This window comes from Paenibacillus amylolyticus, assembly GCF_036894225.1.
GTDB classification, from domain to species: Bacteria; Bacillota; Bacilli; order Paenibacillales; family Paenibacillaceae; genus Paenibacillus; species Paenibacillus amylolyticus.
On record NZ_CP145892.1, the window covers coordinates 1757075 to 1778912 of the forward strand.

Below are 21838 nucleotides of genomic sequence, written 5' to 3' on the forward strand. Positions count from 1 at the left end.
TATGAACCGATATCTCTCGACAGACTTATGGAAAGAGACGGTAGAGGATCATTCGATTTTGCTTGGTGAGCCGCCTGATCATAGTGTCCGTACCATTGCTTTGAGTGAGTTGCATGACGAAGAGGCGTGTCGAGAGTATATCCGCTGGTTTCAGAACTATATCGATGCACCAGACATGAAAGTCGCAGCTTCTATGTTAGCCAAGCGGCTTGGCTATCTATGGACGACTCCGCTCGTGACCGCGATGACTTTTCATCATCAGCATGTTACCTTTCAGCTTGAAAACAGCTTTCTCTATCATCCAGCGCTCTCAGATCATGAGGGCGGTACACGATTTCCTTTTCTAGCGGTGAATGGACTTCAGGCTGAAGGACTAACGGGAGACAGGGCAGTGTGGCGGGAAAAGGTGGTCGAGGAGATGTTTGCAGTACAACTTACACCGCTGTTAAAGACGCTTGCTGCGATTGCGCCACTTTCGATGAGTATTCTCTGGGAGAATATCATGGTACGTATCGGCCGACTATTCGCTCCTGATGAAGCCGAGACTGAGCAGGAAAGTAAGATCATTCGAGAGGACTTTTCATATCTGACGCAGGTGGCATCCGGGGAAGTGTTTGGTGAGAGGAAGAATCCGTTAACCCGCTTCACCGATTGTAAGGACAATGTGCATGTTGCCAAAAGCGAGCGAATTACCTGCTGTTTCTATTACCAGATGTCAGGCGAATATTGTCTCAAATGTCCGAAAATTGACAATGAGAAAGAATCTCAACTAAAATGACAACAGCAACAAATTTACCTTTGCTATTGTCAGGAGATGAGAAAAATGCCGCTGCAAGAACAGACAAGTCTATGGAGTGATACGGCGATCAAGATGCTTGACGGGTATAGCGGTACTTTGCAGACAGGTAGCGTTTTACACGAAACGGAATTAACTTCAAATGTGCTGCTGCTGGCATATGGAGGGGAAGGGGAGCTTGCAATGGATGGCGAGGGTTGCCACATTGGAGCTTCTTTTGCTTGTCATGTGGTGAAGGGATCATCCTTTACGCTGACGGCCAGATCAGTTTCGGAGAGGAATCACAGCAGAAAACTGTTAGGGTTCAGAAATACGCAACCTTTATGTTTTGATGGGACTATCCATATAATGGTGTAAAAAGAGTTGATATCAGATTGCCACAAAGTCCAGCTTGTACATCAACTTTTTAGTCAATTCCAAGCTTTAACCAACGTTTGTTCATCAGTTTACTTATCAGAACACTCATTACAAATAAGATACCATTATAGACAATAACCGTTAATACATTACTTAGAGAAATGAAATTGCTCCCTTGTACAAACACTTGGTCAATATGGGAATAAAGGAGATTCGAAGCGTCGAATACAGCAACATATGTTAATTTATCAGAACTAGCTACTAAAACGACACCTAATATCCAGTATAAGATGCTTAAACCAATACTCATCAAGATGTTAGATGAAAGCAAACTGATTGTCCCAATAATGAGGATATATTGTGTGACTACAGACGTCAACAAAAACACCATAAGAAAAAACAGGCTAAAATCCTTGTACATCATAGATACAAATGAAAGTAATATTGTAATTAAAATAAGCGATTCCATAAAAAGTACAGCAACTTTATTCAAAAAAAATCTAAGACTGTCATACGATAATAATCTATAAAACAGAATGGTTTTATTAGAGTATTCTTTATTAACGAAGAATGCAATGATAAACGAGAACATTAAAAATCCAAATTGAGTAAACACAGTATACGTACTGAAGAGATACTCTCGATAACTTAGAGATGTAACTTTATCAATTCCAATAGGAAGGAACCAACCGATTAAGAACGACAATACAAAAATAAGTGCCAGAAACATAAATACTTTATTAAATAGGCTTTTTGCAAATTCAATCATAGTCACTAGTCCTCAATATATATTTTTATTAGTTGATCTTTGTCCTCGTATTGCACTAGTTTTTTGTCTTGAAAGAGGAAGTACCTTCCCTCGATGTTTTTGAGATCTGATAAATTGTGAGTGATGTTTAATATGATTTTGTTTGAATGCTGCTTGCTATAGATATTAAGAAATTGGTGAATCTCATTGACTGTTTTTTTATCAAGAGAATTAGTGATCTCGTCCAGAATGATAATCTCTTTATTTTCTAAAAGAAATGATACCAGCTTAAGCTTCTGTTTCTGTCCATCACTTAAATTTTTAATGAGAATGTTGGATGGTATATTTTCAATATTCAATAAATCACTAAGCTGATCCAACATCATCCGATCATATCTTTTAATTAATATCTTAAAAAGCAATTTTGCGGAAATATCTTCAGGTATATTAGAATAACTTGAGATTACGGTTAGATTTGAGGATAGTTGTTTCGGGAAAAAACCGCTCTTATTTAGAATAAAGTCTTTCGCCAATCTGGATTTCCCCACACCGTTCTTCCCTACAATATGGTTGACACTCCCTGATTGAAAATGTAAATGTGCGTGATCAAGCAAGAGATTATTTTTGATTCTTAACGTATAGCCACTTATATCTAAAACCATGGCATGAATTCCTCCTCTTTTAAAACCACAATAATACTGAACGTATAGCTAGTAAAACTCCAATAATCTGAATTATTTTAATAATCAAATGATTTTTCTTAGAGTTTTCAAATTCATCTTTATTTAGGAGTGTAAGTAAAATTTTATATCCATCAGAGTTCAACACGGGGATCACATTCCATAATAATGCTAAAAAGAAGAAAATATATGATACCGACAACATATCCATTTTCAAGAATAACGTATTGATGATCTGGAACGTTAAAATAATGAATAAATTTATGTAAATACCTGCTGAATGAACAATGAGCTTTTCTTTTTTGGATAACATATAAATATCGTTTAGTTGAACATAAAAAGAAGGAAAAACATAAAAGTTCATTTTGAATCCAACTTTATTATGCTTCCGCCCAAAAAAATTCATGGATTTTATGTGGCCTAGCTCATGAATAAAGACATTAAAAATCATGTAAGAAGCAAAAATGAAATAGTTTTTCAGGTTATGTTCAAACCCAGGGAATTTATAACCGAAAAAATGAATAAAATAAAGATTAGACACAAGTAGTATTAAAAAAATTGTGATATAAATGGTGAAATTCACAGAATTAATTTTACTCTTATATTCGGTCAACTGCTCCTTTAAAGTTTCATTTAAATGGATAATACTTGTCTTATAAAATTCTTTTTTGCACTTATCTTTAACAAAGACTTCGTTTTCTACAAAAATTTCATATTCTTCGTTTTCAAACGTAAAACACTGCTTCATACCATATTCTCGTAGTAATTCATCATATATGGTGTTAACAAATCAATATTCTCTTCCGTTTTAAATAAAATATTGCAAATGTTACATATTGATGAAAATTGTTCCGGAATTTTAATATGATTAAATTCAGGGTTGCTCTGAACTATATCAATAAACCATTTAAACCCTTCCTTTCTCATAATGTAAAATAGAAGATTGGCGTTTAATTTTTCAATGGTTCTGTCAAACGTTTGATCCATACTTTCTCTCAAATGCAATTTGGTATCAAATACCGCTGGCGAGCAACAAGGATATATTTGACCATCAAAATGATACACGACTTCAAATCCAGGACAATGCAAACTCCTTTCGTTACTGAGTTTATAAATATGTTGAAAGCTGTCCGGTTCTTCATGTTTTGCTTCTCCAACTGGCATGAGTGGGAACTTTGTCACTCTGATCCCAAGCAAAGATTCTCCCATATATTCTAATATACGATTAGACATTTTACTTTTTGTTACAGCCATATTTAGCGCCACGCTCGTATTAGAGAAGTCTCTGCTACATTCCAGTATATTTTTAATGGCGTCTGCTTTAACGTATGGTTCATGAAATTCATCATAACTTATTGTTAGATTGGTCACATTGTAATACTCCATGTCGTTAAAATACTGTTCTGTTTTTTTTCTACTCATACCCCAAAAGCCGTTACTAATAAGGGTGATTCTCTTCTGATGAGGTTTTATAATTTCTAATAGCTCTTGTAAAAATGGATAGTTCAAAAAAATTTCTCCACCTGTGAATGAAATCAAGTTTACTTTTTTATTTTCAGCCAATTCATGGGCAAGTTGTCTTATGTAATTTGGCTCCATAGACTGAGTCGAGGCTGGAGAACAAGAAAAGCAGCAATGAGCGCAGGCTGCGTTACATTTCGCTCCCAGGTTTATGACCGCATTGTTATACATGAACATTTCCTTTCTACCGTTCTTAAATGAAGTGAGATGTAAAAGCGTTATTTCATACACAGTCGCTCGAAATTCCTACTAAATAATTCCTAATAAAGTAGCCAGACCCCATAATTAGTGGTTGGCAGTCTTCAGGCGCAAATTGTGCCAGAGCTCACATGAGTAATTCCCGTATGTATCAAAATTGATGAAGAAGCTTGGAGCTTTAGATGACTCAACCACTAATTTGAGTTTTAGCTTTTATGGAATTCACAGATTCAGAAAAGACATTTTACTTGCTTCCGCCTCCTGAACCTACAATCCAAGCACCCTCTCCAGATCTGACAAAATACCACATATCATTAACTTTAGCCAGTTTCTCCGATTTAGAAATCAATTCTTTAATCTCTAATTTTTTCATATGTATTCACCTCCTTCTAATTACCACCATTATACATGTAATTGTTATACAGACAAGTTAAAAATATGTGAAACCTATTAAATGATTGGATACTGCTGGGGATTAACGAGACTTTGATCAACATTGCTGAATCTTCGCCTAACAACTGAATATTCGTTTCCCTCATAGTGTTCTGACCATTGCTTTGCCTGAGCTGCATGACGAAGAGGTGTGCCGAGTCCGAAAATTGACAATGAGAAAGAATCTCAACTACAATAACAACAGCAATGATTATGCCTATGTGATTGTCAGGAGATGAGAAAAATGCCGCTGCAAGAACAGACAAGTCTATGGAGTGATACAACGATCAAGATGCTTGACGGGTATAGCGGTACTTTGCAGACAGGCAGTGTTCTTAGCGAAACTGAATTAACTTCAAATGTGCTGCTGCTGGCATATGGAGGGGAAGGGGAGCTTGCAATGGATGGCGAGGGTAGCCACATTGGAGCTTCTTTTGCCTGTCATGTGGTGAAGGGATCATCCTTTACGCTGACGGCCAGATCAGAGGACATTCATTATATTGTCATTATGTACAAGGCTTCTTCCATAGAGGGTGCCTCTCTTGTTGTGCCTTCATATCGCAAGCACCCGCTGCGCAGGTCATTTGTTCAAAACTCGGCAACCCATGCGGAATGGATCGAAAACGCCGAAAAAATCGTTGTCAAATGGCGCCGCGGTGAAGGACTGGAACGTTTCTATGCCAACGCTTTGCTTCAAGGAATGATCTACGAGCTGATCATGGAGTATGAACGGGGTCAAGGGGGAGCGGAGTCCGACATGGTGGATGTAGTCGCTTCTTATATCACATCGCACTATCGTCAAAACTTGGAGCTAAAAGAGCTGGCAGCCCTGGCGGGCTGTAGTGTAAGACAGCTGCAGCGACGATTCAAACAAGAGAAGCAGCTTGGACCGATGGAATACGTCATTCAGCTGCGTATGGAAAGTGCCTCACGCATGCTGCGTCATACGGATGCGTCCATTGGGGAAATTGCTGAAAAAATGGGCTACCGCGACATGTATTATTTCAGTAGGGCATTTAAAAAATATAATGGCGTCCCACCGCTACATTACCGGCATGCCGCCGCTTCGAGAAGAGATGCAGACTATGCGAATGCTTTGCTGCAACATCGCACAGCTTCTTCCTATGAATCAGCCGAAGGCCCGGTCATCTGCCATATGCGCGGGGAGTACACCGTCACCGAAATAGCACAGCGTATAGCTGTCCTCGATGTGCAATATGCTGATCATTTGCTTGCACTGGGCTTGTCTCCGGTAGGAAGTGTCGGACTTGGAAGTAGCGTGTTAACGTTCCCTCAATCACTCCGGTCAGGACTCCAGCATACAGCATTACTTGGTACGTATGAATACCCCGATCTCCAGGCGGTAGAGCGACTTGCACCGGATCTGATTATTTGCACCGAGGTGCATGATCAGCACCATGAACTGTTAAGTGGAATCGCTCCAGTACTCATGTTCAAGCGTAACGAAAACTGGCAGACCATTCTAAGTCTGTTCGGTGAACTGACAGGCAAGCGAGCAGAGGCCAAGCAGATTATCGCGGATTATCATCGCCGAACAGCTTTGCTATCCGAGGAATTGTCCTCCGTACTGGCAGGAAAAAGTGTGGCATTGATTCGTCCACTCGATTCCCTCGTGCGCGTCCATTCTGCTGCTCATCGCACAGGCGCTGTGTTGTACCGGGATCTGGGTCTGCCCGTTCCGTTATTTGTGGCAGATACCACCGACACGGCCTATCATATCTCGGTTGAGAGATTACCTGCAGTACAGGCTAGCCACTACTTTTTGCTGAGTAATGAGTTTATGCAGGATGGGATATCTGCGACCGAGCAACGTGTCTGGGGGATGCTCGATACGGATGAAGGCCAGCACATACACTCGGTCGATGCCGCAACATGGATCGGTTGTTATGGGCCGACAGGTATTAATGGGATAGTGGATCAGATTGAACAGGCGTTGTTGGCTTGATAGGTAGTTGCTGGCGCTAGCCCGCTTGCAGCGAAAGTTGGTACGCTCTACCTTTTTTAAAGTTGATATGTTCCAAATGCATCGGAAGGTCGTCGGATTCCCCATGGGATAAAGAAGGGCCTTTTTGTTTTATTACTATACGGAAGGTTCCACTGCATACTCGCGTCCTGTACAACCCTGCATATATTCAGCGTATTCAAAGCCTATTGGATCGATTGGATAAGGGGTTGAGAAAACTAATAAATCTCCCTTATTAGCCAATTCACCTTCGCAATTGTAACAATATGGGTTATCATATACGTAGTTCAGGCACAAGTAGGAGGTGACTTAATGAGAAAAAATATTGCAATAATCATACTAATGGTTGGATTGGTAATAAGCATGTACTTCAACTATCAATTCAAAGCGTACAAAGATAATCAAGAAGTTGAATACACGGTTAAACTAAATCATGGAACTCAAATGGGTATAAAAGAATCAATCTTTAATTTAGATAATGTGATAAAAAGCTTAGAGGACGGCTCTTCGAAGGAAACAGTCATACATGCCTTAGGAAATGTGGCGGTATCTTTGAAAGTTGGTGAAGAATCATTTGTCTTTCTGAAATCCGACTTCAGGGAAGATCAATTATCATCAACTTATTTAATCTATAATGTGTTTAGAGATATGTATACGCATATAAGAGTAGAAATCATAGGCGAAATTTTATCGAATAAGATATCGCTAGAAAAAGAATCGAGAAATCAACTGATTAAGGATATTGGAGTGCTTAAACAAGATTTGGAGTATATTGATAGTCAATTTAACGAGGATATTCTGAAAGAACAAAGTCCTAAGTGGATTGAAAACAGATGGAAAGAGTTAATTGGAGAGATTGTAAATCGAAATACGGATTATAAGTTATATGAAAGAATGAAAATGAAATACAATCTATAATGAGTTCGTGAGAGACTATGGATATAGGCGGATAACCCCGCACCAACTAACTGTGCTCATGTAGCAGCACCCTTTCGGGTGCTTTTAAGCCGGTGGTGGGTTAGCATCTACGAAACGACATCAAACCATAAGGAGGCCAATTACGTGATTAGATTGTGTAAAAGCATGGATACGGATGTAATGTATCAGATTATTAATGATGCAGCAAAGGCATACAAAGGAGTAATTCCTGACGATAGGTATCATGAGCCTTATATGACATTGGAAGAGCTAAAGTGCGAAATGAACGATGGTGTAGTATTTTGGGGGTTTGAAGAAAAAAATCAATTATTAGGAGTTATGGGAATTCAAGATAAGGGTGATGTATGTTTAATTAGACACGCATATGTACGAACAAACCAACGGAATAGCGGAATAGGTACGAAGCTTTTAACTCATATGGTGGCTTTAACAAATAAACCGATCTTAATAGGGACATGGGACTCAGCTGAATGGGCTAAGAAATTTTACTTAAAGAATGGTTTTAAACTGGTAGCACCTGATGAGAAGAAAAAGCTATTAAATACCTATTGGAATGTTCCAGAAAGACAAATTGAGACCTCTGTAGTCTTATGCGATAGCAAGAGGGCCACTTGACAAAATTTCAGAATATACAAGTTCAAATTAAATTAAAATTGGTTTCGTATAATATCATATTCCCGCGTAGGGGCTTGCGCCCTTTGATCTGCCCGTAATATTTCTGTGGAATGGATTAGCAGGTACATCCATTCCCTAAGATAAGGGCTATCTAAAGGGGGGCGTCGTGATGCTGGAACATTCCAGAAATTAATAAATCAAAATTTGAAAAGAGGTTTTTTCCTAAAACCGCTTATGTTTAGTTCTGGACGCTTAAGTGAAAGACTATAAGGAGGGACATAATGAAGCTTTTTCGTGGAAAAGAAGCTTTAATTCAAGATACTGATCTTATAAAACCTTCAATATATACGCCTCTTGGAACAATTGAACTTTCACTTGCTGCCTCTGGCGAATGTTATTTTCCTACTCACTGTACTCAGCTCAAACATGGCGGATTGCTCTACCAATATTACTACGACTCGTTTGATTGCGAGTTAGTGCTCTGTAATCTGAACCACAATCTTTCTTCACCTCAGGAAGTAGACGAATGCTGGGGAGCCGTATTTAGAATCAAACCCAATGCATATCATCAGATAAGCACTTGTAGCTTTTCTGCTTTGTGGAAAGAGGGATACAGCTGGGAAGATTACGGATCTGACACGGGAGAAAATCTTGAAGCTGTCGAATATGAGAATGAACAGTACCGCTTACACATAGGAACCCAAGAAGAACCACTGATAATGGGAAAAAGAAACCAAGGTGATAGGACTCCTAAATCTCTTGCTTTGAACTCTGCTTTTGAGAAGTGTAGTTTTGTCTTACATTCTGATCAAGGCATTGAAGTATCTATGACAGAGATTAATTCCCACCAGATATGCCAAGTACATTTTTTAATAGCATGGAAGAGAAAAATAGAAGAGGATATTTCTACTTGGTTAGCTGTAGACCAGCCTACGAAAGAAATCTTAAAGGGAGAAGATATTTGGTAAACGATAAACGAAAAAAGTCTATAAGGACCAAGAGATACAACTTTGAGCAAGTGGTGGAAGAGTTGTAGTACTTTACATAAAAATAGAGGATGAATTTTGATATACGTCTAAGGTAGAAGGAGAGCGTGTAATGAACAACATAAACTCTCATAATTGCAACCTAAATATAAGGTATGACCTGCCTGTTGAGGTATGGGATAAAGTTTCTAAAGTATATGAGAGTATGCCAGGGTGGATTGGTTATAAAAGTGGAATTCCATATTGGTTTGGAACTGAAGAGGATGATGTTTTCATTGAAGCATCCGTTGAGCCTAGTGGATTATCATTTTATGCACAGATGAATAGCGATGTATGGATATCTTGGATAGAAACATTTAAGTTGGAAGCGTCAAAAGTGTTGGGTTTTGATGTTGGTGAACCTGAAGATGGATATGTGTGATGAATGAACGAAGTTGTAAGAATCATGGGCAGTGAATACCCACGCTGGGTGACATAGGTGTCTGGAGGTATTGTTGCAGATCATCAATGGTAAGCTCATTCAGTGGCATGATAACTCAACTGAGCTGCGTAAAATCTATAGTGAAACATTTATGTTGGAGGATCTAAACCAATAAAATGATCTAAAAAGGATAAAAAGAAAAAAATGATAACCTCTATTAGCATTGATGAACGGAATGGGACCACATTTAATGAAGAGATCGTTATGAAACCTACATGGGCAGACAGTTTACGTTTTTTGAGAAAACTCGATGGAGATAAATTTACATTAGTTTTTTTTGAGGTATCTGACACAGGTTCAGCATTAGTTGGAGGCGGACCGGAATATTTTGTAGTGTCTATTACAATGGATGAACATATATATACGCTTATGAACGATAAGCGGGGAAATAGTGAAATTTCTCTAGTGATTGGTGGTCAGTTAGGAAATTATTGCGATAACATTTGTATAGAATTAATACCCATGCTTGAAGTACTAAAGTATTTTTATGAAACTGGTAAACTACACGAATTACATCAATGGAAACAAGAATAATTACTGGTCAGTTAGGGTTCTCGGGCTCGTAAACACCAAAGGTTATGTGCAATTGTATTAAAAGAGTTGGAGTAGGAGAGATCCATACATCAATTCTTAAAGAGGTGAAACTCCTGAAAGACAAAACCAAAGTGATGGCCTATTTTTGTTTATTTGGGGATGAATTCGATCCGAATCATGTAACTTCAATACTTAGAATCGAACCTACCAATACGGCTTACAAAGGCGACATAATTAACAAAAAGCATCGAATAAAAGAAACATCATGGACATTAGGTACGGATTATGAAGAATCATTAGATGTAAATCACCAATTAATAAAAGTAGTCGATATGTTAAGAAACAAAGTAAAAGAGATCAACTCGATTCGAATTGAACATCAATTAAGAACAAAATTTTTCATTGTAATAAGAATAGAAGAGGGGAAAACGCCTGCTCTTTATTTCGATTCTGATTTTATTGAATTTGTTAATATGATTCATGCTGAAATTGATGTTGATTTGTATGCAAATCCATATAATGATGAAAAATTGGAATAAGAAAATAAAGTTTGTAAGACACGCTTTGAAGGAATGGACATCAGATAACATTATGTAGGAATAAACGAACCTTAAGGCTCATCAATATCGGATAACAAAGTGTTTATGATGTGTGACAGGTATCCTTTTTGCTGAAAATAGTGGTGTTTTTCTTAAAGGAGGATCTTAAATAATGAGAAAACGACATTCTATTGAAAAAGCGGAGTGGTCAGAAACAAGAGAGAACCAGTATCACAAAGACTGCAAGAATATTGTATTTTCATTTGGCGATAGACTCATTGAAGAGGGTGGCACGGTTTATTTGAAACGAAAAGAAGTCGAGATTAAGGTAATAAAACCTCTTAAAAGAAAAACATTCTGGTATGAAACTTGGCTAAAGATCAAAGAAATCTACAGTACATAGTCTAATGAAATTCAACATGATCGCTTAAGAGCCAGTGAAGGTTGATTAATCATTTTGTGAGTAATATTTGGAGGTAATTGAATGACGATAATTTGTCTCGAAGGTGCCAGTTCTGTAGGTAAAAGTACCACTTGTCAGCAGTTCGCTACACAATATGATGCATTTATTGTTCCAGAAACAGGGCTTCTTTTTGAATCTCCTCAACTTGACGGTAAGGAACTTATGATGTGGTTGCTGGAGAGACAAATCGATAGATGGCATATAGCATATGAGAAGAATCAACAACATGAGTATGTGATTTTGGATGGCGATGTATTTAAGATTTGGTACAGCTGGATATATGGTTATGAGCACCTATCTTTAGATGAAACAGCGAACTTTTTTAGAGAGAAGTTATTGAAGAATGAAATATCATTACCGGATGCTTATGTACTGTTCTGGGCTGAAGAAGATGAGCTGCGCAAGCGAAAGGAGATGGATCAGACAAGATCCAGAAGAAATTTTGATAAACATCTGCGCATGATTGAACCTCAAATGAGATACTTCCATTATCTTAATGAACTGGTACCAGGATATGTAGGGATTCATAAAGCAGAGACTGTAGCAGATAATATACATCATATTGTAAAGCATAGCGAGACATTACCGGACATAAAAAAACGAGAGATCGAAATCTTTGATAGAGTAATTGATTTTTACAAGAGTACTACTCCTTAATCTTAGTGTGGCTTTTGATATCAGATCTCAAAGCTATTCTAGCTGTGTCTTGGATAACTGACCAAATACTGCGATCAAAGAAAAAGAAATATATGAGGTGGGTTATGGGCGTAAGAAAAAAATATAAACGTAAAATCGTTCGCTCCAATCGATTATTTTATTGGTATGTTGAACCGGATATTGACGATGAAGGGATAATCAAATTACATATCGTTTCTGAGGATAAGAAGTTAATCGTCACTTATGAAGTTGGACAACACAGTATTAAGAACAAGATCCCATTTATAGTCATCATCGGAGAAGAATTCGAAGGATGGACAACAGAATATATAGGATACAGAAGAGTACTAACACCGAAATGGAGCGATGAGATCATCACGCCAAAATTGATAGGTGAAATCATTGATTGGTGCCTCTTGAAAGATAAAGAAATAAACATCGTTAATTGGAAAAGTGAGATTCTTCGGCCTCTCTCCTAGATGGATTGTAATTGCATTTGAAAATAATTTGGAGTCATATGGACTCTTTTGAAAACGCATACTCGAAAACAAGAGATGTAATTAACATTTAATATAAAAGGAGAGAAGCTAATGCAGATGAATCGTGGATATCACACGGTTAACAAAGTAATCGCTTGTGTTCTGTCATTCATATTTATCATTATGGCAATAGGGGTACCTGCCCACGCTGAAGAGAAACAGGTTGAGACTACACCATCCAGGATTCCTTTATCCAAGTTAGAGGAAACGATTGATGCTTATGTAGCCTCGTATGAGAAGTATACCGCTGCCGTTTCGGTTGTGGCTATCAAAGATGGTGAAACCATTGTGAATAAAGCATATGGTTACGCAGATATTGAGAATCAGCGAAAGGCGGATACCTCTACGGTTTTTGAATGGGCTTCCATCTCGAAACTGTTGGTCTATACGAGTGTGATGCAGCTTGTCGAACAAGGAAAGCTTGATTTGGAGACGGATATCCAAGAGTATCTGCCAGAGGGATTTTTCAAAAAGCTGAGATACGATGAACCGATTACCCTAATGAACCTGATGCATCACAATGCGGGTTGGGAAGATCAAACAGCGGCCGAAGTGTTCTATTACTCCGAGGATGAAACGTTAGAATTAGGAGAAACGTTGCGTAGAAATGAGCCGAAACAGATATATAAACCGAATAGCATAGTGGGTTATTCGAACTACGGCGTTGGTCTAGCTGGTTACATCGTGGAAGAGATAAGTGGCCAACCTTTTTATGAATATGTTGATCAACATATATTTAAACCACTTCATATGAACGACACTTCAATTCATCCAACGGGGCAAGATCATCCAGACCTAGTACAAAGAAGAAATGAGATTGAAGGGTATACAAAAGATTTAAAACTGATCCCTGAGAACAGAGTATACGTAACGTTTTATCCTACAGGGGCAGCGATTGGGACAGCAGAAGATTTAGGAAAATTCCTTGCAGCATTGATGCCTGTAGATGATAGCAATGTATTATTTAAGAACAGGGATACGTTGAACGAAATGTTGTCAACAAGTCTATATTATGAAGGCACTTCTACTCCGCGATTTGCGCATGGGTTCGTTGAGATGGAATACTGGGTGCCTACACTGATGCACGAGGGGAATTTGAAAGCATTCTCCAGCAAAGTTGTCTTTGATCCACAATCTAAATTTGGGATGGTCGTCATGACAAACCAGTCTTTTGAGGAAATTTATTATTATGGACTTATCAAAGAAATTTTTGGTGATAACGTCAATTCTAATAGAATTATTTCGGAGGGGGGAGGATATTTTCAATCCGCACGACGGGCAGCATCTAAATTTACTAATTTATTTACGGCTCTTGATATAAGGAAATTCACAAAAGCTGAATTAAGTAGTTCTTATCATGTTGTCGAGCATAATGGTGTTGTTGATAAAATTTCCTTTACTCCTTACATTGATTACTTGCCTATATCGAATGTAAAGGTAAACTTGATTAAAATATCTTTTATTCCTGCTTTGATTGCCGCCATTTTCACTTTAATTGCTTTGATCGGCTATGTAATCCGGATGCTTTTTAATAAACTAAATAAACGAAGAAATCCTAACACTAATTTTAATAAATATCATCTTGCAATTAACTTTGCAGGTGTGGCACTCCTTCTTAATCTTTTCATCCTACAAACGAAGTTGAAATTTCCAAATTATCCTGCTTATTCTTCGATACGGATCAATTTATTGTTTAACCTACTTTATGTGGTTCTAGCAGTGGCGTATCTTGGCTTGCTTATGTTCAAACTACGGAAGAACAATTACAGCAAAAAGCAAAAGGTGATGTACATCATGTCCGGCATCTCGGCTGCTATATTAGCTGCCTTTGTTGTGGGGTGGAATTTGTATGTTTAGATGGGCAGAAGCTAAATATAGATATTTCAAACATTACAAAGGCTTGCGGATGACTCCTATATATATAAGTGATATTAAGTGAGGTCAATTACAAAGACATAAAGACAGCAGTTCCTTATCGGGACCTGCTGTCTTTAAATTAGTTGGACAAGTATATAAACAAAGTCAAAGGTAACAACAAAAATGATCAGGGCTCTAATTTAGATCCTTCACTGGCTTAGTGCTACAGGTATTTGACACAGTTAATAAATGAACGGTAAAATCCAGATATTCCCTGAATTAAGAAACTAAGTATTTCGTTAGTAGGTGTGAGGTATTCTATGACGAGAATTATGATTACGCCAGAGCAACTTTTCGCAATTAGTAAACAGTTCTATACAGCTTATACTACTCTTCAACACATGAATGAAAGTCTTCTACGAAGCATGACTGATATAGAAGCGAACTGGGATGGGAGTACTAGAGAAAGGTTCTACTATGATTTCAAGAAGTCACACCTTGTTATGACTGAAGTTGTCACACTTATGAGTTCAATATCAACTGTGTTACATAACCATGGAGAACGATTACTCCAAGCTGATCGCGAGTCGGAAGGGCAAGTAGACATGAACTGTTTACCACCCCCACCGAATGCTTGTGGCCCACAGGAAGGTGTAGACGATCGTAATGCAGTTGAGAAGTCTGTAGATAGTTTAAAAGAGCTAGGACAAGCATTTATACAATCGGCAGACGACCGATATCAGAAGAGATATGATAGTGTAGGCGGATTTCTGGATTACTGGACATTTGGTATTCCGAGTGGACTCGTAAACGGGTATGTTGATCGAGCTGACAAAGCTTTTGAGTCGCCTCAAGACACACTGAACTGGTTGACATTTGGAGTCCATGGAACGATTAGGGAAGCCGTTTTGCCTACAAATGCTTGGTCAAGTGAACATTGGGCAAGTATGCTTGGTACAGGTGGTATGGTATTAGGCGTCAGCTCTGTTTTCAAACCTAAGCTACATATCGATACCCCTGTCAAATACGATGGCGCGGTAGATTTTAGACAGATTCTCAGTGACGGACAACGCAATGAGCTTCCGCTTACGGATAACCAAAAGATTGAGATAAAGAGTTACTTGAACAAGCTTGATTTCCCCGAAGAAAATATCTTAATCGCACAACCTGGTTATTATGATACCTGGAATACAGGCATGATGTATAATCGCTTGGTCATCAATACGGATGTCTTACCAGCAGCAGCCCCGGGAGTAGGGACTTTGAGTGCGAATACACGCATTTCAATGAATGCTACACTAGCTCACGAGATTGTTGGGCACTATGAGGCTTCTATCGCAGGCAGATCGTTCCCACTTTATGATCTTCCTCCTGAAGTCATCAAAAGAAACTATGCTCTTGATGAGGCTCAGGCAAGTATCCGGGCAGCAAGGTTTGCTCCTGAACTCAATTCTACTGAACGGTATGCTTTATTGAGAGACGCGATGGTTAGACTTCGTAATGCCGATCTCAGAGTGCGAGATGTCAAAGGCGAGCTATTCATAGATCAGAGATAAGGAGGCCATACAATGGAAACTAAAATACTGTTTGGCGTGGGGTTAGTCTTCGATACTCCGGAATTCGGAACCATCGTTATGGGGGCTAATGAAGAGTTGGATGAACTACTTCCTTCAACAATCAAAGAGATGATCGGTAAACAGATTATCATCAAAAAAACGGATGGGGAAGAGCAAATATTTGAAGTTGTCTCTACTCAAATTAACCATTCTATAGCCGGTAAAAAAAATATCGGTATATGTTTGGGTAAAAGTATATCCCCAGACGAAATACCTGCGGGTTCAATCGTCTACTGTTATCCATGAGGAAAAATTGACAGTAGGTATACTTTGTTGAAGCTACATGGAGTGGCAGCATTCAATTCAGATATGAAGGGATACTAGATGATAAGTTATAAACCATTTCAAAAATTGTTGATTGACAGGGAGATTAAGAAGCAGGATTTATTGAGAATGACGGGGATTTCATCTGCAACGATGGCAAAGCTCAATACGAATGAATATGTATCGTTAGAGGTAATTGATAAATTAAGTACGGCATTGGAATGCCAACCTGGAGATCTTTTGGAACATCTAACAGACCAATGAAAGAATAGTATAAGAGGATGTTGGTTAACTCGAAGATGTGATTCCGTCGTATAACATAATATTCAAGCAGCGGTTCCTTAAGAGCCTGGGTCTCCGGATAGATTTCGGAGGAATTTCAGCAGACAACCCCTTCGGGGGTTTATGAATAAAATAAAATGATTGGATTTACTTAACAGGAGGAAATATGTTAGAGAAGCTAAATATATATAATTTTGGCCCATTTAAAACATTTGAAATGAACTTCAATAAAGATATAACAATTATTCTCGGCCCAAATGCTTCTGGAAAGACGCAATTGCTTGGAGCTATAGTTGGAGTTTTTTATGGACAAGATTCAATTTCCGTAAACGATAACACAAACACAGAAGAAATGCGTCTTTCTTTAAAATTTAAGTTTCCAGATAGTCGAGTTGAACTAATACGAGGCTATACAAACAATAAATTTTATGTTGAGAATCACACACACTATATCTCAAATAATAAAATATTTCGTCTTAAAACTAATGATATCAATGAATTTGAACCAATTATTATCAATTATAAAAATAATTTGACTGAATTCAACATAGAACTTATAAAGAAGCATCTTCTTCAATTTCAAATTAAGGATACTTCGATGGACTTATTACTAAGGATAATTAATCGTATTGAAAAAACAAAAATTAAGAATTCGTATAAAATTCATTCCGGCGGAGACATGTATATTTTAGAACTATTGTTTTATTTGTCTATAGCCTTGGAAGATAAAACAAAATTGATTATTATTGATGAATTTGCAGGTATGCTTGATTCTCATTCAGCTTCAGCTCTATGGGATTTAATAATTGAAGTGTCAGAACGAATGCAGGTAATTATATCTATGAGTGGTTATCGTGTCCCACCTTTAGATCTTGAAAAGTCTATCAGAATATTACCTTCAGTAGATTACAAAAAAAGAAATAATATAACCTTTAATTATAGGTTCTTCGATTCTCTTCTTATCGAAAATCGAATATTTAACTCGTTAAAAAATAAAAATAAAATAGTTAAATACCTTATAAATACACAAGTTGAATTCGAGGAAAATATTACTATGGAATTTAAAGAAGTAAAAGGAGGTAATCCTGTAGACTCAATTCTAAGTGTCGTGGATCAATATGTAGTGGCTTATTTAAATGTAGAGAGAGATACAATTGGGACAATTTTATGGGGAATTAGTGATGATAGAATTGTTAAGGGGGTACGGCTAAACTATACCGAAAGGGATAGACTAAGAAGAGAAATAGTTAACAAACTTTCTCAAGTAACTCCTCCTATTCCAAGTCAAGTTTGTTCAATTTCATTAGTTCAATTGTATGATGAAAATATGAATATAGTAACTGATAAATATATTATTGAAGTTACTGTTCTTCCACATCAATCTGAATATTTTTTTGCTAATGGTAAAGATGAAGTTTATATAAAGACAGATGGCGGAAAACGAAGACTTAAGGCACATGAATTACAAATTGAACTGAAATCTAGAAAATGAATCAAGTGAAAGTAGTATGAATAAATTAAAGCATATATATGCATTTATTCAAGTTTTTTAAATATTGAAAATGAAGTATAAGAAAGAAGCGTTTCTAAAATAGTCATTGAAGTATTGACCGTCGTATAACAATATATTCACGCTGCGGCTCCGTTGGAGCCTTGGTCTGCTGGAAGGATTTCGTGGAAGTATATCGGCAGACAACCCCTTTGGGGTTTCATGAATACAGGAACGTGAAAGAATGGGAAACCATGAAGGAAAGAATAAGATGAAGAAGCGCGAGTTCCTTATCGGCGTTTTTGGCTTAGGGTTAGAACGTTTAAAAAAGCAAAGCGATTGACAAAGATAAGAATGATGAAGAAATGAAGGCAAGATTTGAAATTGGAAGCACGGTGTCACTTCCGATCAGACAGATAAAGAAAGGGAATTTAGTAAGTATTTCAAATCAAAGGAAGTCTGAAAAAGATTGAGAACGAGCTAAAAAATCATTGGAGAAAGATAGAAAGAAAGCATAGAATTAAAGAGGAAAAGATCAAATAGGATTAAGAGAATTTGGGAAGATCACAGGCAGCATATAACATAATATTCACGCGGCGGGCATACGCCCTTGATCCGGCAGTCGCCGGATACTCGACATGCATCGAGTCGTGAATACGGGAACGTTACATGCAACCTGAATAGCAGAAGAAATATAGAGAACCAAATAAATCAGACTGGCCAATTTAATTATTGGCCAGTCTGATTTGTAGTGAGTCTCTTAGAGATCAGTCAAAAGTCTACATCTGCTTCGTTGATTTCATCGAGTATGTCATCAAAATCTGTAAACTTATCTTTGTTGAATTTTACTTCTTCCTTTTTAAGTTTTTTTAGAATTTCTTTCTTTTCACCAGCATCTATTGTTTGTGAAGTGGAAATAGCATTAATAATGTCCTTAATTTCGTATATGTAATAACCATCGGTTGGCACAGATAAATCGTCTATGTCTTCAATATCTAGATCTTCATCTACAGCAAAATCAGACTTGTCTTTTTGAAATTGATCAACAAGATAAGCTTTCAAGTCTTCTTCGTCATCGAAACCTCGAACAGTAGATTTGTCTGCAGGAACGAGTAGATACTTTTGCAAGAAAATCACTCCCAAACTAAAGTTAGATTTTATAATACAACGATGCTTGATTACAAAGGAATTATATAACAATAAGCAAGAGCTGTAACTATCTAAATAGAAAAACATATATTTTTACATGAGAGAAATTAAAAAAGTGTAGAATGCTAAAAAAATACTGTAAAAATATAGAAATAAAGCATGAAGTCAAAGAAGTAAATGAATAAATAAGTTTAAGAGGATCTAAAAAACAGGCAGTATATAACATAATATTCAGGATGTGAACATTCGTTCTTGGTCTGGCATTCGCCAGACATCCGACATTCGTCGAATCGTGAATACAGGAACGTTATATGCAACCTGAAAGACTGGGAAATCATAAGAGATATTGAAATGAAGAAGCGCCGAATTGCTTATCGGCGTTTTTTGTTTAGGGTTAAAAATCAAAGGGAATACAAAGCTAAAGAACAATTAAATGAGAAAATCAAGGGTTAATACATGAAGCACAAAGTTGCTTCAGATCAGATGAATAGAAAAGAAGATCAGAAAGAGAAATTTAAAAGAAAATAGAGCTGAAAAACGTATTAAGACCTAAAAAACCATTGTGGAAAGATAGAAAGAAAGCATAGAATTGAAGAAGGAAATAATGAAATAAGATTAAGAGAAATTGGAAGGTCACAGGCAGCATATAACATCATATTCAAGCTACAGGCATAAGCCCTTGATCCGGCAGTTGCCGGACATCCGACATACGTCGGATCGTGAATATAGTGAACGTTATACGACAGAATCAAAAACAATAATAGAAAAGAGGATCATATGATCCTCTAAATGCTAGAGTTTTGCAATTCACAAAAGAGTTGTAAAGCGTCTTTGAAACCTTGTATGTAGATACTTCTTTCTAAGATGGATTGAAGAGAAATTTGAGCGTCTTCGTAAAGAAAAACCGTATGTTGAAGTTGATCAGGTAAAGCATCACGAAGTGTTTTAAAGTATTGATCTGCCTCCGTAGAAAGCTGATTGTATTCCGTATGACATTCCACAAGCTCAGTATAGAGTAACTCTAAACGTATTCTTATTAGTGGTTCTGTTAACGATTCTAATGTATTAACCATATAATTAATCCTCCTTATAATTAACTTTACGAAGTTATTATATAACCTTATAAGGTTAATTACAAGGTGAATATTTGACTTTGTAGAGTTAAAATTTTGCTTTTCGTTGATGATTATTGATGTGGAAGATAAGATAGAGCTATGGAGGGGAAAAGATGAAAGTAATCAAGTGCAATATACGAGAACTCATGGCAGAACATCGAATAGATGATATAACCGAATTGATGGTGAGATCAGGCTTAAGTCGTAACTCAATCAACAAGTTATATAGAGAGACGAATATAGAAACAACAAAATTAGAAACACTATTCAAGTTGTGTGATACGTTTAATTGTAAGTTGTCTGATTTAATCGACTATGTACCAGAAGAAAATAAATAGTGAGAGGCGTTTCGAGAAGAGATCTCGTCGTGTGACATAATATTCGAGCAGCGGCTCCTAACGGAGCCTTGGTCTGATGGAAGGATTTAGGAGGGAGTTTCAGCAGACAATCCTTGGGTTTCATGAATACAGGAATGTTATGTGAAATACTCGTAAATTATAAATAATGAAATGTGAAATAATTGATAGATTTACATATTACTCAGATATTATTTTCAAGTAAAAAAAGAAAATAGAAGAAAGAAAAACTTTATGAATGCTATGAAGTATACTCGGAGGGCATATATGACAAAAAAAATCTTATTGGATTTCTCAGATTTTTATGAAGATAGATACGAATACAGTCGAACTGGGCCAACTGATAATATTTTAACTCAAGAATACAGAAAACCCAATGATGTCAGCAACTTTTTTAAAAAAAGGGGTTTTTGTCCATTTTGCATGAAAAACATTCCGGAAGTTTTTAATAAGACAGATAAATTTACTATGGGTAAAGAAATGTGGACATTTATCAAAGTATGGGAATGTGACTCGTGCAAGTGGTGGGAATACTCAGATCAATTTAGCGAAGAGGAAGATCATATTTCAGAGTTACATACACAAAACTCGGATATTTTAAGACATGGAATTGTTAAAAAATTTAATATTGGTGACAAACAAATTCCAATTAATACACTTATAGACGAACTTATGAGAACAAAGGAGATACTATATAGTATCGATCCTTACAAATTTGAAGAAATTGCTCAACATGTATTTTCTGCATATTTTAATTGTGAGGTTAAACACGTCGGTCAAACTGGTGATGGCGGTATAGATTTAATTATTGTGCTTTCAGATGATCCAATTTTGGTACAAGTAAAGCGAAGGACGTCTGCAAACCATATTGAGTTAGTGAGCGGTATCCGGGAGTTTATTGGATCTATGTATATAAAGGATGCTCGGAAAGGAATATTCTTATCAACTGCAAAAGACTTCTCTAAAGGAGCCAAGGAAACAGTGAATGATGTTTTAAATAACAGAAAGTTTGACTTTTTTGAACTGAAGGACTTTAAGAGTTTCTGCGATATGTTAAGCGTTCTGAAAACAGAAGACTATAAACCATGGAATAAATTTATTAAATAAGTTTTGCTTTAAGTGTTGATGGGAAATGAGTTCTTTATGTAGTAAATCAAAGAAGGGAAGTCCATCACATAACAATGCATTCACGATGCTGGTTGCTAACGTCCCCTTTGTCCACACCGAGGGATTTCAAGGAA

The 21838-nt window shown here is 37.0% G+C and carries 25 protein-coding genes; 19 read left to right on the forward strand and 6 right to left on the reverse strand.

What is annotated here, in order from left to right:
- Position 1 precedes the first annotated feature (1 nt).
- The gene (locus V6668_RS07860) at positions 2–778 is read left to right on the forward strand and encodes an IucA/IucC family C-terminal-domain containing protein (RefSeq protein ID WP_338708088.1); all 777 of its coding nucleotides are present in this window, start codon (positions 2–4) and stop codon (positions 776–778) included.
- A gap of 45 nt (positions 779–823) precedes the next feature.
- Positions 824–1153 carry a hypothetical protein gene (locus V6668_RS07865; RefSeq protein ID WP_036669343.1) on the forward strand — a complete coding sequence of 110 codons (330 nt, stop codon included), beginning with the start codon at positions 824–826 and terminating at the stop codon, positions 1151–1153.
- Between the two features lie 774 nt (positions 1154–1927).
- Here V6668_RS07865 and V6668_RS07870 read toward each other — a convergent pair.
- The 4 genes from V6668_RS07870 to V6668_RS07885 form a co-directional block, all read right to left on the reverse strand.
- Entirely contained in the window at positions 1928–2563 is a 636-nt protein-coding gene (locus V6668_RS07870) for an ATP-binding cassette domain-containing protein (RefSeq protein WP_338708089.1), read from the reverse strand.
- 19 nt (positions 2564–2582) lie between these two features.
- Positions 2583–3329 carry a hypothetical protein gene (locus V6668_RS07875; RefSeq protein WP_036610592.1) on the reverse strand — a complete coding sequence of 249 codons (747 nt, stop codon included), beginning with the start codon at positions 3327–3329 and terminating at the stop codon, positions 2583–2585.
- Positions 3326–4273, reverse strand: a complete 948-nt coding sequence (locus V6668_RS07880; protein ID WP_036611077.1) for a YydG family radical SAM peptide epimerase — start codon at positions 4271–4273, stop codon at positions 3326–3328. The genes V6668_RS07875 and V6668_RS07880 overlap by 4 nt, the downstream gene beginning before the upstream one ends.
- A gap of 271 nt (positions 4274–4544) precedes the next feature.
- On the reverse strand, positions 4545–4673 hold the full coding sequence (locus V6668_RS07885) for an epipeptide YydF family RiPP (RefSeq protein ID WP_036669347.1): 129 nt from the start codon (positions 4671–4673) through the stop codon (positions 4545–4547).
- Between the two features lie 303 nt (positions 4674–4976).
- Here V6668_RS07885 and V6668_RS07890 point away from each other — a divergent pair, with 303 nt between their 5' ends.
- From V6668_RS07890 to V6668_RS07960, 15 genes are all read left to right on the forward strand, one after another.
- On the forward strand, positions 4977–6698 hold the full coding sequence (locus tag V6668_RS07890) for a helix-turn-helix domain-containing protein (protein WP_036669350.1): 1722 nt from the start codon (positions 4977–4979) through the stop codon (positions 6696–6698).
- 330 nt (positions 6699–7028) lie between these two features.
- Positions 7029–7634: a hypothetical protein gene (locus tag V6668_RS07895; RefSeq protein ID WP_036669352.1), complete on the forward strand. Its 606-nt coding sequence runs from the start codon at positions 7029–7031 to the stop codon at positions 7632–7634.
- Positions 7635–7799: 165 nt separating this feature from the next.
- On the forward strand, positions 7800–8270 hold the full coding sequence (locus tag V6668_RS07900) for a GNAT family N-acetyltransferase (RefSeq protein WP_338708090.1): 471 nt from the start codon (positions 7800–7802) through the stop codon (positions 8268–8270).
- A 281-nt stretch (positions 8271–8551) separates the two neighbouring features.
- Positions 8552–9238, forward strand: a complete 687-nt coding sequence (locus tag V6668_RS07905; protein WP_036669357.1) for a hypothetical protein — start codon at positions 8552–8554, stop codon at positions 9236–9238.
- 130 nt (positions 9239–9368) lie between these two features.
- Complete coding sequence (locus V6668_RS07910) at positions 9369–9677, forward strand: hypothetical protein (protein WP_036669359.1); 309 nt, start codon at positions 9369–9371, stop codon at positions 9675–9677.
- Between the two features lie 264 nt (positions 9678–9941).
- Complete coding sequence (locus V6668_RS07915) at positions 9942–10271, forward strand: hypothetical protein (RefSeq protein WP_156946089.1); 330 nt, start codon at positions 9942–9944, stop codon at positions 10269–10271.
- A gap of 104 nt (positions 10272–10375) precedes the next feature.
- Positions 10376–10810: a DUF4279 domain-containing protein gene (locus V6668_RS07920; RefSeq protein WP_235193760.1), complete on the forward strand. Its 435-nt coding sequence runs from the start codon at positions 10376–10378 to the stop codon at positions 10808–10810.
- Positions 10811–10982: 172 nt separating this feature from the next.
- Positions 10983–11213, forward strand: a complete 231-nt coding sequence (locus tag V6668_RS07925; protein WP_036669362.1) for a hypothetical protein — start codon at positions 10983–10985, stop codon at positions 11211–11213.
- An 81-nt stretch (positions 11214–11294) separates the two neighbouring features.
- Complete coding sequence (locus V6668_RS07930) at positions 11295–11930, forward strand: AAA family ATPase (protein ID WP_036610570.1); 636 nt, start codon at positions 11295–11297, stop codon at positions 11928–11930.
- 104 nt (positions 11931–12034) lie between these two features.
- Positions 12035–12409, forward strand: a complete 375-nt coding sequence (locus tag V6668_RS07935; RefSeq protein ID WP_036669364.1) for a hypothetical protein — start codon at positions 12035–12037, stop codon at positions 12407–12409.
- 111 nt (positions 12410–12520) lie between these two features.
- Positions 12521–14326 (forward strand): serine hydrolase domain-containing protein, encoded by a 1806-nt coding sequence (locus tag V6668_RS07940; protein WP_338708091.1) that lies wholly within the window; start codon positions 12521–12523, stop codon positions 14324–14326.
- A 320-nt stretch (positions 14327–14646) separates the two neighbouring features.
- On the forward strand, positions 14647–15882 hold the full coding sequence (locus V6668_RS07945) for a WXG100 family type VII secretion target (RefSeq protein ID WP_338708092.1): 1236 nt from the start codon (positions 14647–14649) through the stop codon (positions 15880–15882).
- 12 nt (positions 15883–15894) lie between these two features.
- Positions 15895–16188: a hypothetical protein gene (locus V6668_RS07950; protein ID WP_338708093.1), complete on the forward strand. Its 294-nt coding sequence runs from the start codon at positions 15895–15897 to the stop codon at positions 16186–16188.
- Between the two features lie 78 nt (positions 16189–16266).
- Positions 16267–16470 carry a helix-turn-helix transcriptional regulator gene (locus V6668_RS07955; protein WP_338708094.1) on the forward strand — a complete coding sequence of 68 codons (204 nt, stop codon included), beginning with the start codon at positions 16267–16269 and terminating at the stop codon, positions 16468–16470.
- A gap of 184 nt (positions 16471–16654) precedes the next feature.
- Positions 16655–17980: an RNA-binding domain-containing protein gene (locus tag V6668_RS07960; protein WP_338708095.1), complete on the forward strand. Its 1326-nt coding sequence runs from the start codon at positions 16655–16657 to the stop codon at positions 17978–17980.
- A gap of 768 nt (positions 17981–18748) precedes the next feature.
- On the opposite strand, the gene V6668_RS07965 is transcribed toward V6668_RS07960, so the two are convergent.
- Together V6668_RS07965 and V6668_RS07970 are read right to left on the reverse strand one after the other, a co-directional pair.
- The gene (locus V6668_RS07965) at positions 18749–19105 is read right to left on the reverse strand and encodes a hypothetical protein (RefSeq protein WP_338708096.1); all 357 of its coding nucleotides are present in this window, start codon (positions 19103–19105) and stop codon (positions 18749–18751) included.
- An 806-nt stretch (positions 19106–19911) separates the two neighbouring features.
- Positions 19912–20199 (reverse strand): DUF6809 family protein, encoded by a 288-nt coding sequence (locus V6668_RS07970; RefSeq protein ID WP_338708097.1) that lies wholly within the window; start codon positions 20197–20199, stop codon positions 19912–19914.
- A gap of 155 nt (positions 20200–20354) precedes the next feature.
- On the opposite strand from V6668_RS07970, the gene V6668_RS07975 reads away from it, so the two are divergent.
- Both V6668_RS07975 and V6668_RS07980 read left to right on the forward strand, forming a co-directional pair.
- Positions 20355–20579, forward strand: coding sequence for a helix-turn-helix transcriptional regulator (locus V6668_RS07975; protein WP_338708098.1), 225 nt, complete (start codon positions 20355–20357; stop codon positions 20577–20579).
- Between the two features lie 285 nt (positions 20580–20864).
- Positions 20865–21704, forward strand: a complete 840-nt coding sequence (locus V6668_RS07980) for a restriction endonuclease (protein WP_338708099.1) — start codon at positions 20865–20867, stop codon at positions 21702–21704.
- The last annotated feature ends 134 nt before the right edge of the window (positions 21705–21838 follow it).

Excerpts from the sequence above, each read along its gene's own strand:
- V6668_RS07860 (WP_338708088.1), top strand. The coding sequence starts at position 2 with ATGAACCGATATCTCTCGACAGACTTATGGAAAGAGACGGTAGAGGAT.
- V6668_RS07865 (WP_036669343.1), top strand. The coding sequence starts at position 824 with ATGCCGCTGCAAGAACAGACAAGTCTATGGAGTGATACGGCGATCAAG.
- V6668_RS07870 (WP_338708089.1), bottom strand. The coding sequence starts at position 2,563 with ATGGTTTTAGATATAAGTGGCTATACGTTAAGAATCAAAAATAATCTC.
- V6668_RS07875 (WP_036610592.1), bottom strand. The coding sequence starts at position 3,329 with ATGAAGCAGTGTTTTACGTTTGAAAACGAAGAATATGAAATTTTTGTA.
- V6668_RS07880 (WP_036611077.1), bottom strand. The coding sequence starts at position 4,273 with ATGTATAACAATGCGGTCATAAACCTGGGAGCGAAATGTAACGCAGCC.
- V6668_RS07885 (WP_036669347.1), bottom strand. The coding sequence starts at position 4,673 with ATGAAAAAATTAGAGATTAAAGAATTGATTTCTAAATCGGAGAAACTG.
- V6668_RS07890 (WP_036669350.1), top strand. The coding sequence starts at position 4,977 with ATGCCGCTGCAAGAACAGACAAGTCTATGGAGTGATACAACGATCAAG.
- V6668_RS07895 (WP_036669352.1), top strand. The coding sequence starts at position 7,029 with ATGAGAAAAAATATTGCAATAATCATACTAATGGTTGGATTGGTAATA.
- V6668_RS07900 (WP_338708090.1), top strand. The coding sequence starts at position 7,800 with ATGGATACGGATGTAATGTATCAGATTATTAATGATGCAGCAAAGGCA.
- V6668_RS07905 (WP_036669357.1), top strand. The coding sequence starts at position 8,552 with ATGAAGCTTTTTCGTGGAAAAGAAGCTTTAATTCAAGATACTGATCTT.
- V6668_RS07910 (WP_036669359.1), top strand. The coding sequence starts at position 9,369 with ATGAACAACATAAACTCTCATAATTGCAACCTAAATATAAGGTATGAC.
- V6668_RS07915 (WP_156946089.1), top strand. The coding sequence starts at position 9,942 with ATGAAACCTACATGGGCAGACAGTTTACGTTTTTTGAGAAAACTCGAT.
- V6668_RS07925 (WP_036669362.1), top strand. The coding sequence starts at position 10,983 with ATGAGAAAACGACATTCTATTGAAAAAGCGGAGTGGTCAGAAACAAGA.
- V6668_RS07930 (WP_036610570.1), top strand. The coding sequence starts at position 11,295 with ATGACGATAATTTGTCTCGAAGGTGCCAGTTCTGTAGGTAAAAGTACC.
- V6668_RS07935 (WP_036669364.1), top strand. The coding sequence starts at position 12,035 with ATGGGCGTAAGAAAAAAATATAAACGTAAAATCGTTCGCTCCAATCGA.
- V6668_RS07940 (WP_338708091.1), top strand. The coding sequence starts at position 12,521 with ATGCAGATGAATCGTGGATATCACACGGTTAACAAAGTAATCGCTTGT.
- V6668_RS07945 (WP_338708092.1), top strand. The coding sequence starts at position 14,647 with ATGACGAGAATTATGATTACGCCAGAGCAACTTTTCGCAATTAGTAAA.
- V6668_RS07950 (WP_338708093.1), top strand. The coding sequence starts at position 15,895 with ATGGAAACTAAAATACTGTTTGGCGTGGGGTTAGTCTTCGATACTCCG.
- V6668_RS07955 (WP_338708094.1), top strand. The coding sequence starts at position 16,267 with ATGATAAGTTATAAACCATTTCAAAAATTGTTGATTGACAGGGAGATT.
- V6668_RS07960 (WP_338708095.1), top strand. The coding sequence starts at position 16,655 with ATGTTAGAGAAGCTAAATATATATAATTTTGGCCCATTTAAAACATTT.
- V6668_RS07970 (WP_338708097.1), bottom strand. The coding sequence starts at position 20,199 with ATGGTTAATACATTAGAATCGTTAACAGAACCACTAATAAGAATACGT.
- V6668_RS07975 (WP_338708098.1), top strand. The coding sequence starts at position 20,355 with ATGAAAGTAATCAAGTGCAATATACGAGAACTCATGGCAGAACATCGA.
- V6668_RS07980 (WP_338708099.1), top strand. The coding sequence starts at position 20,865 with ATGACAAAAAAAATCTTATTGGATTTCTCAGATTTTTATGAAGATAGA.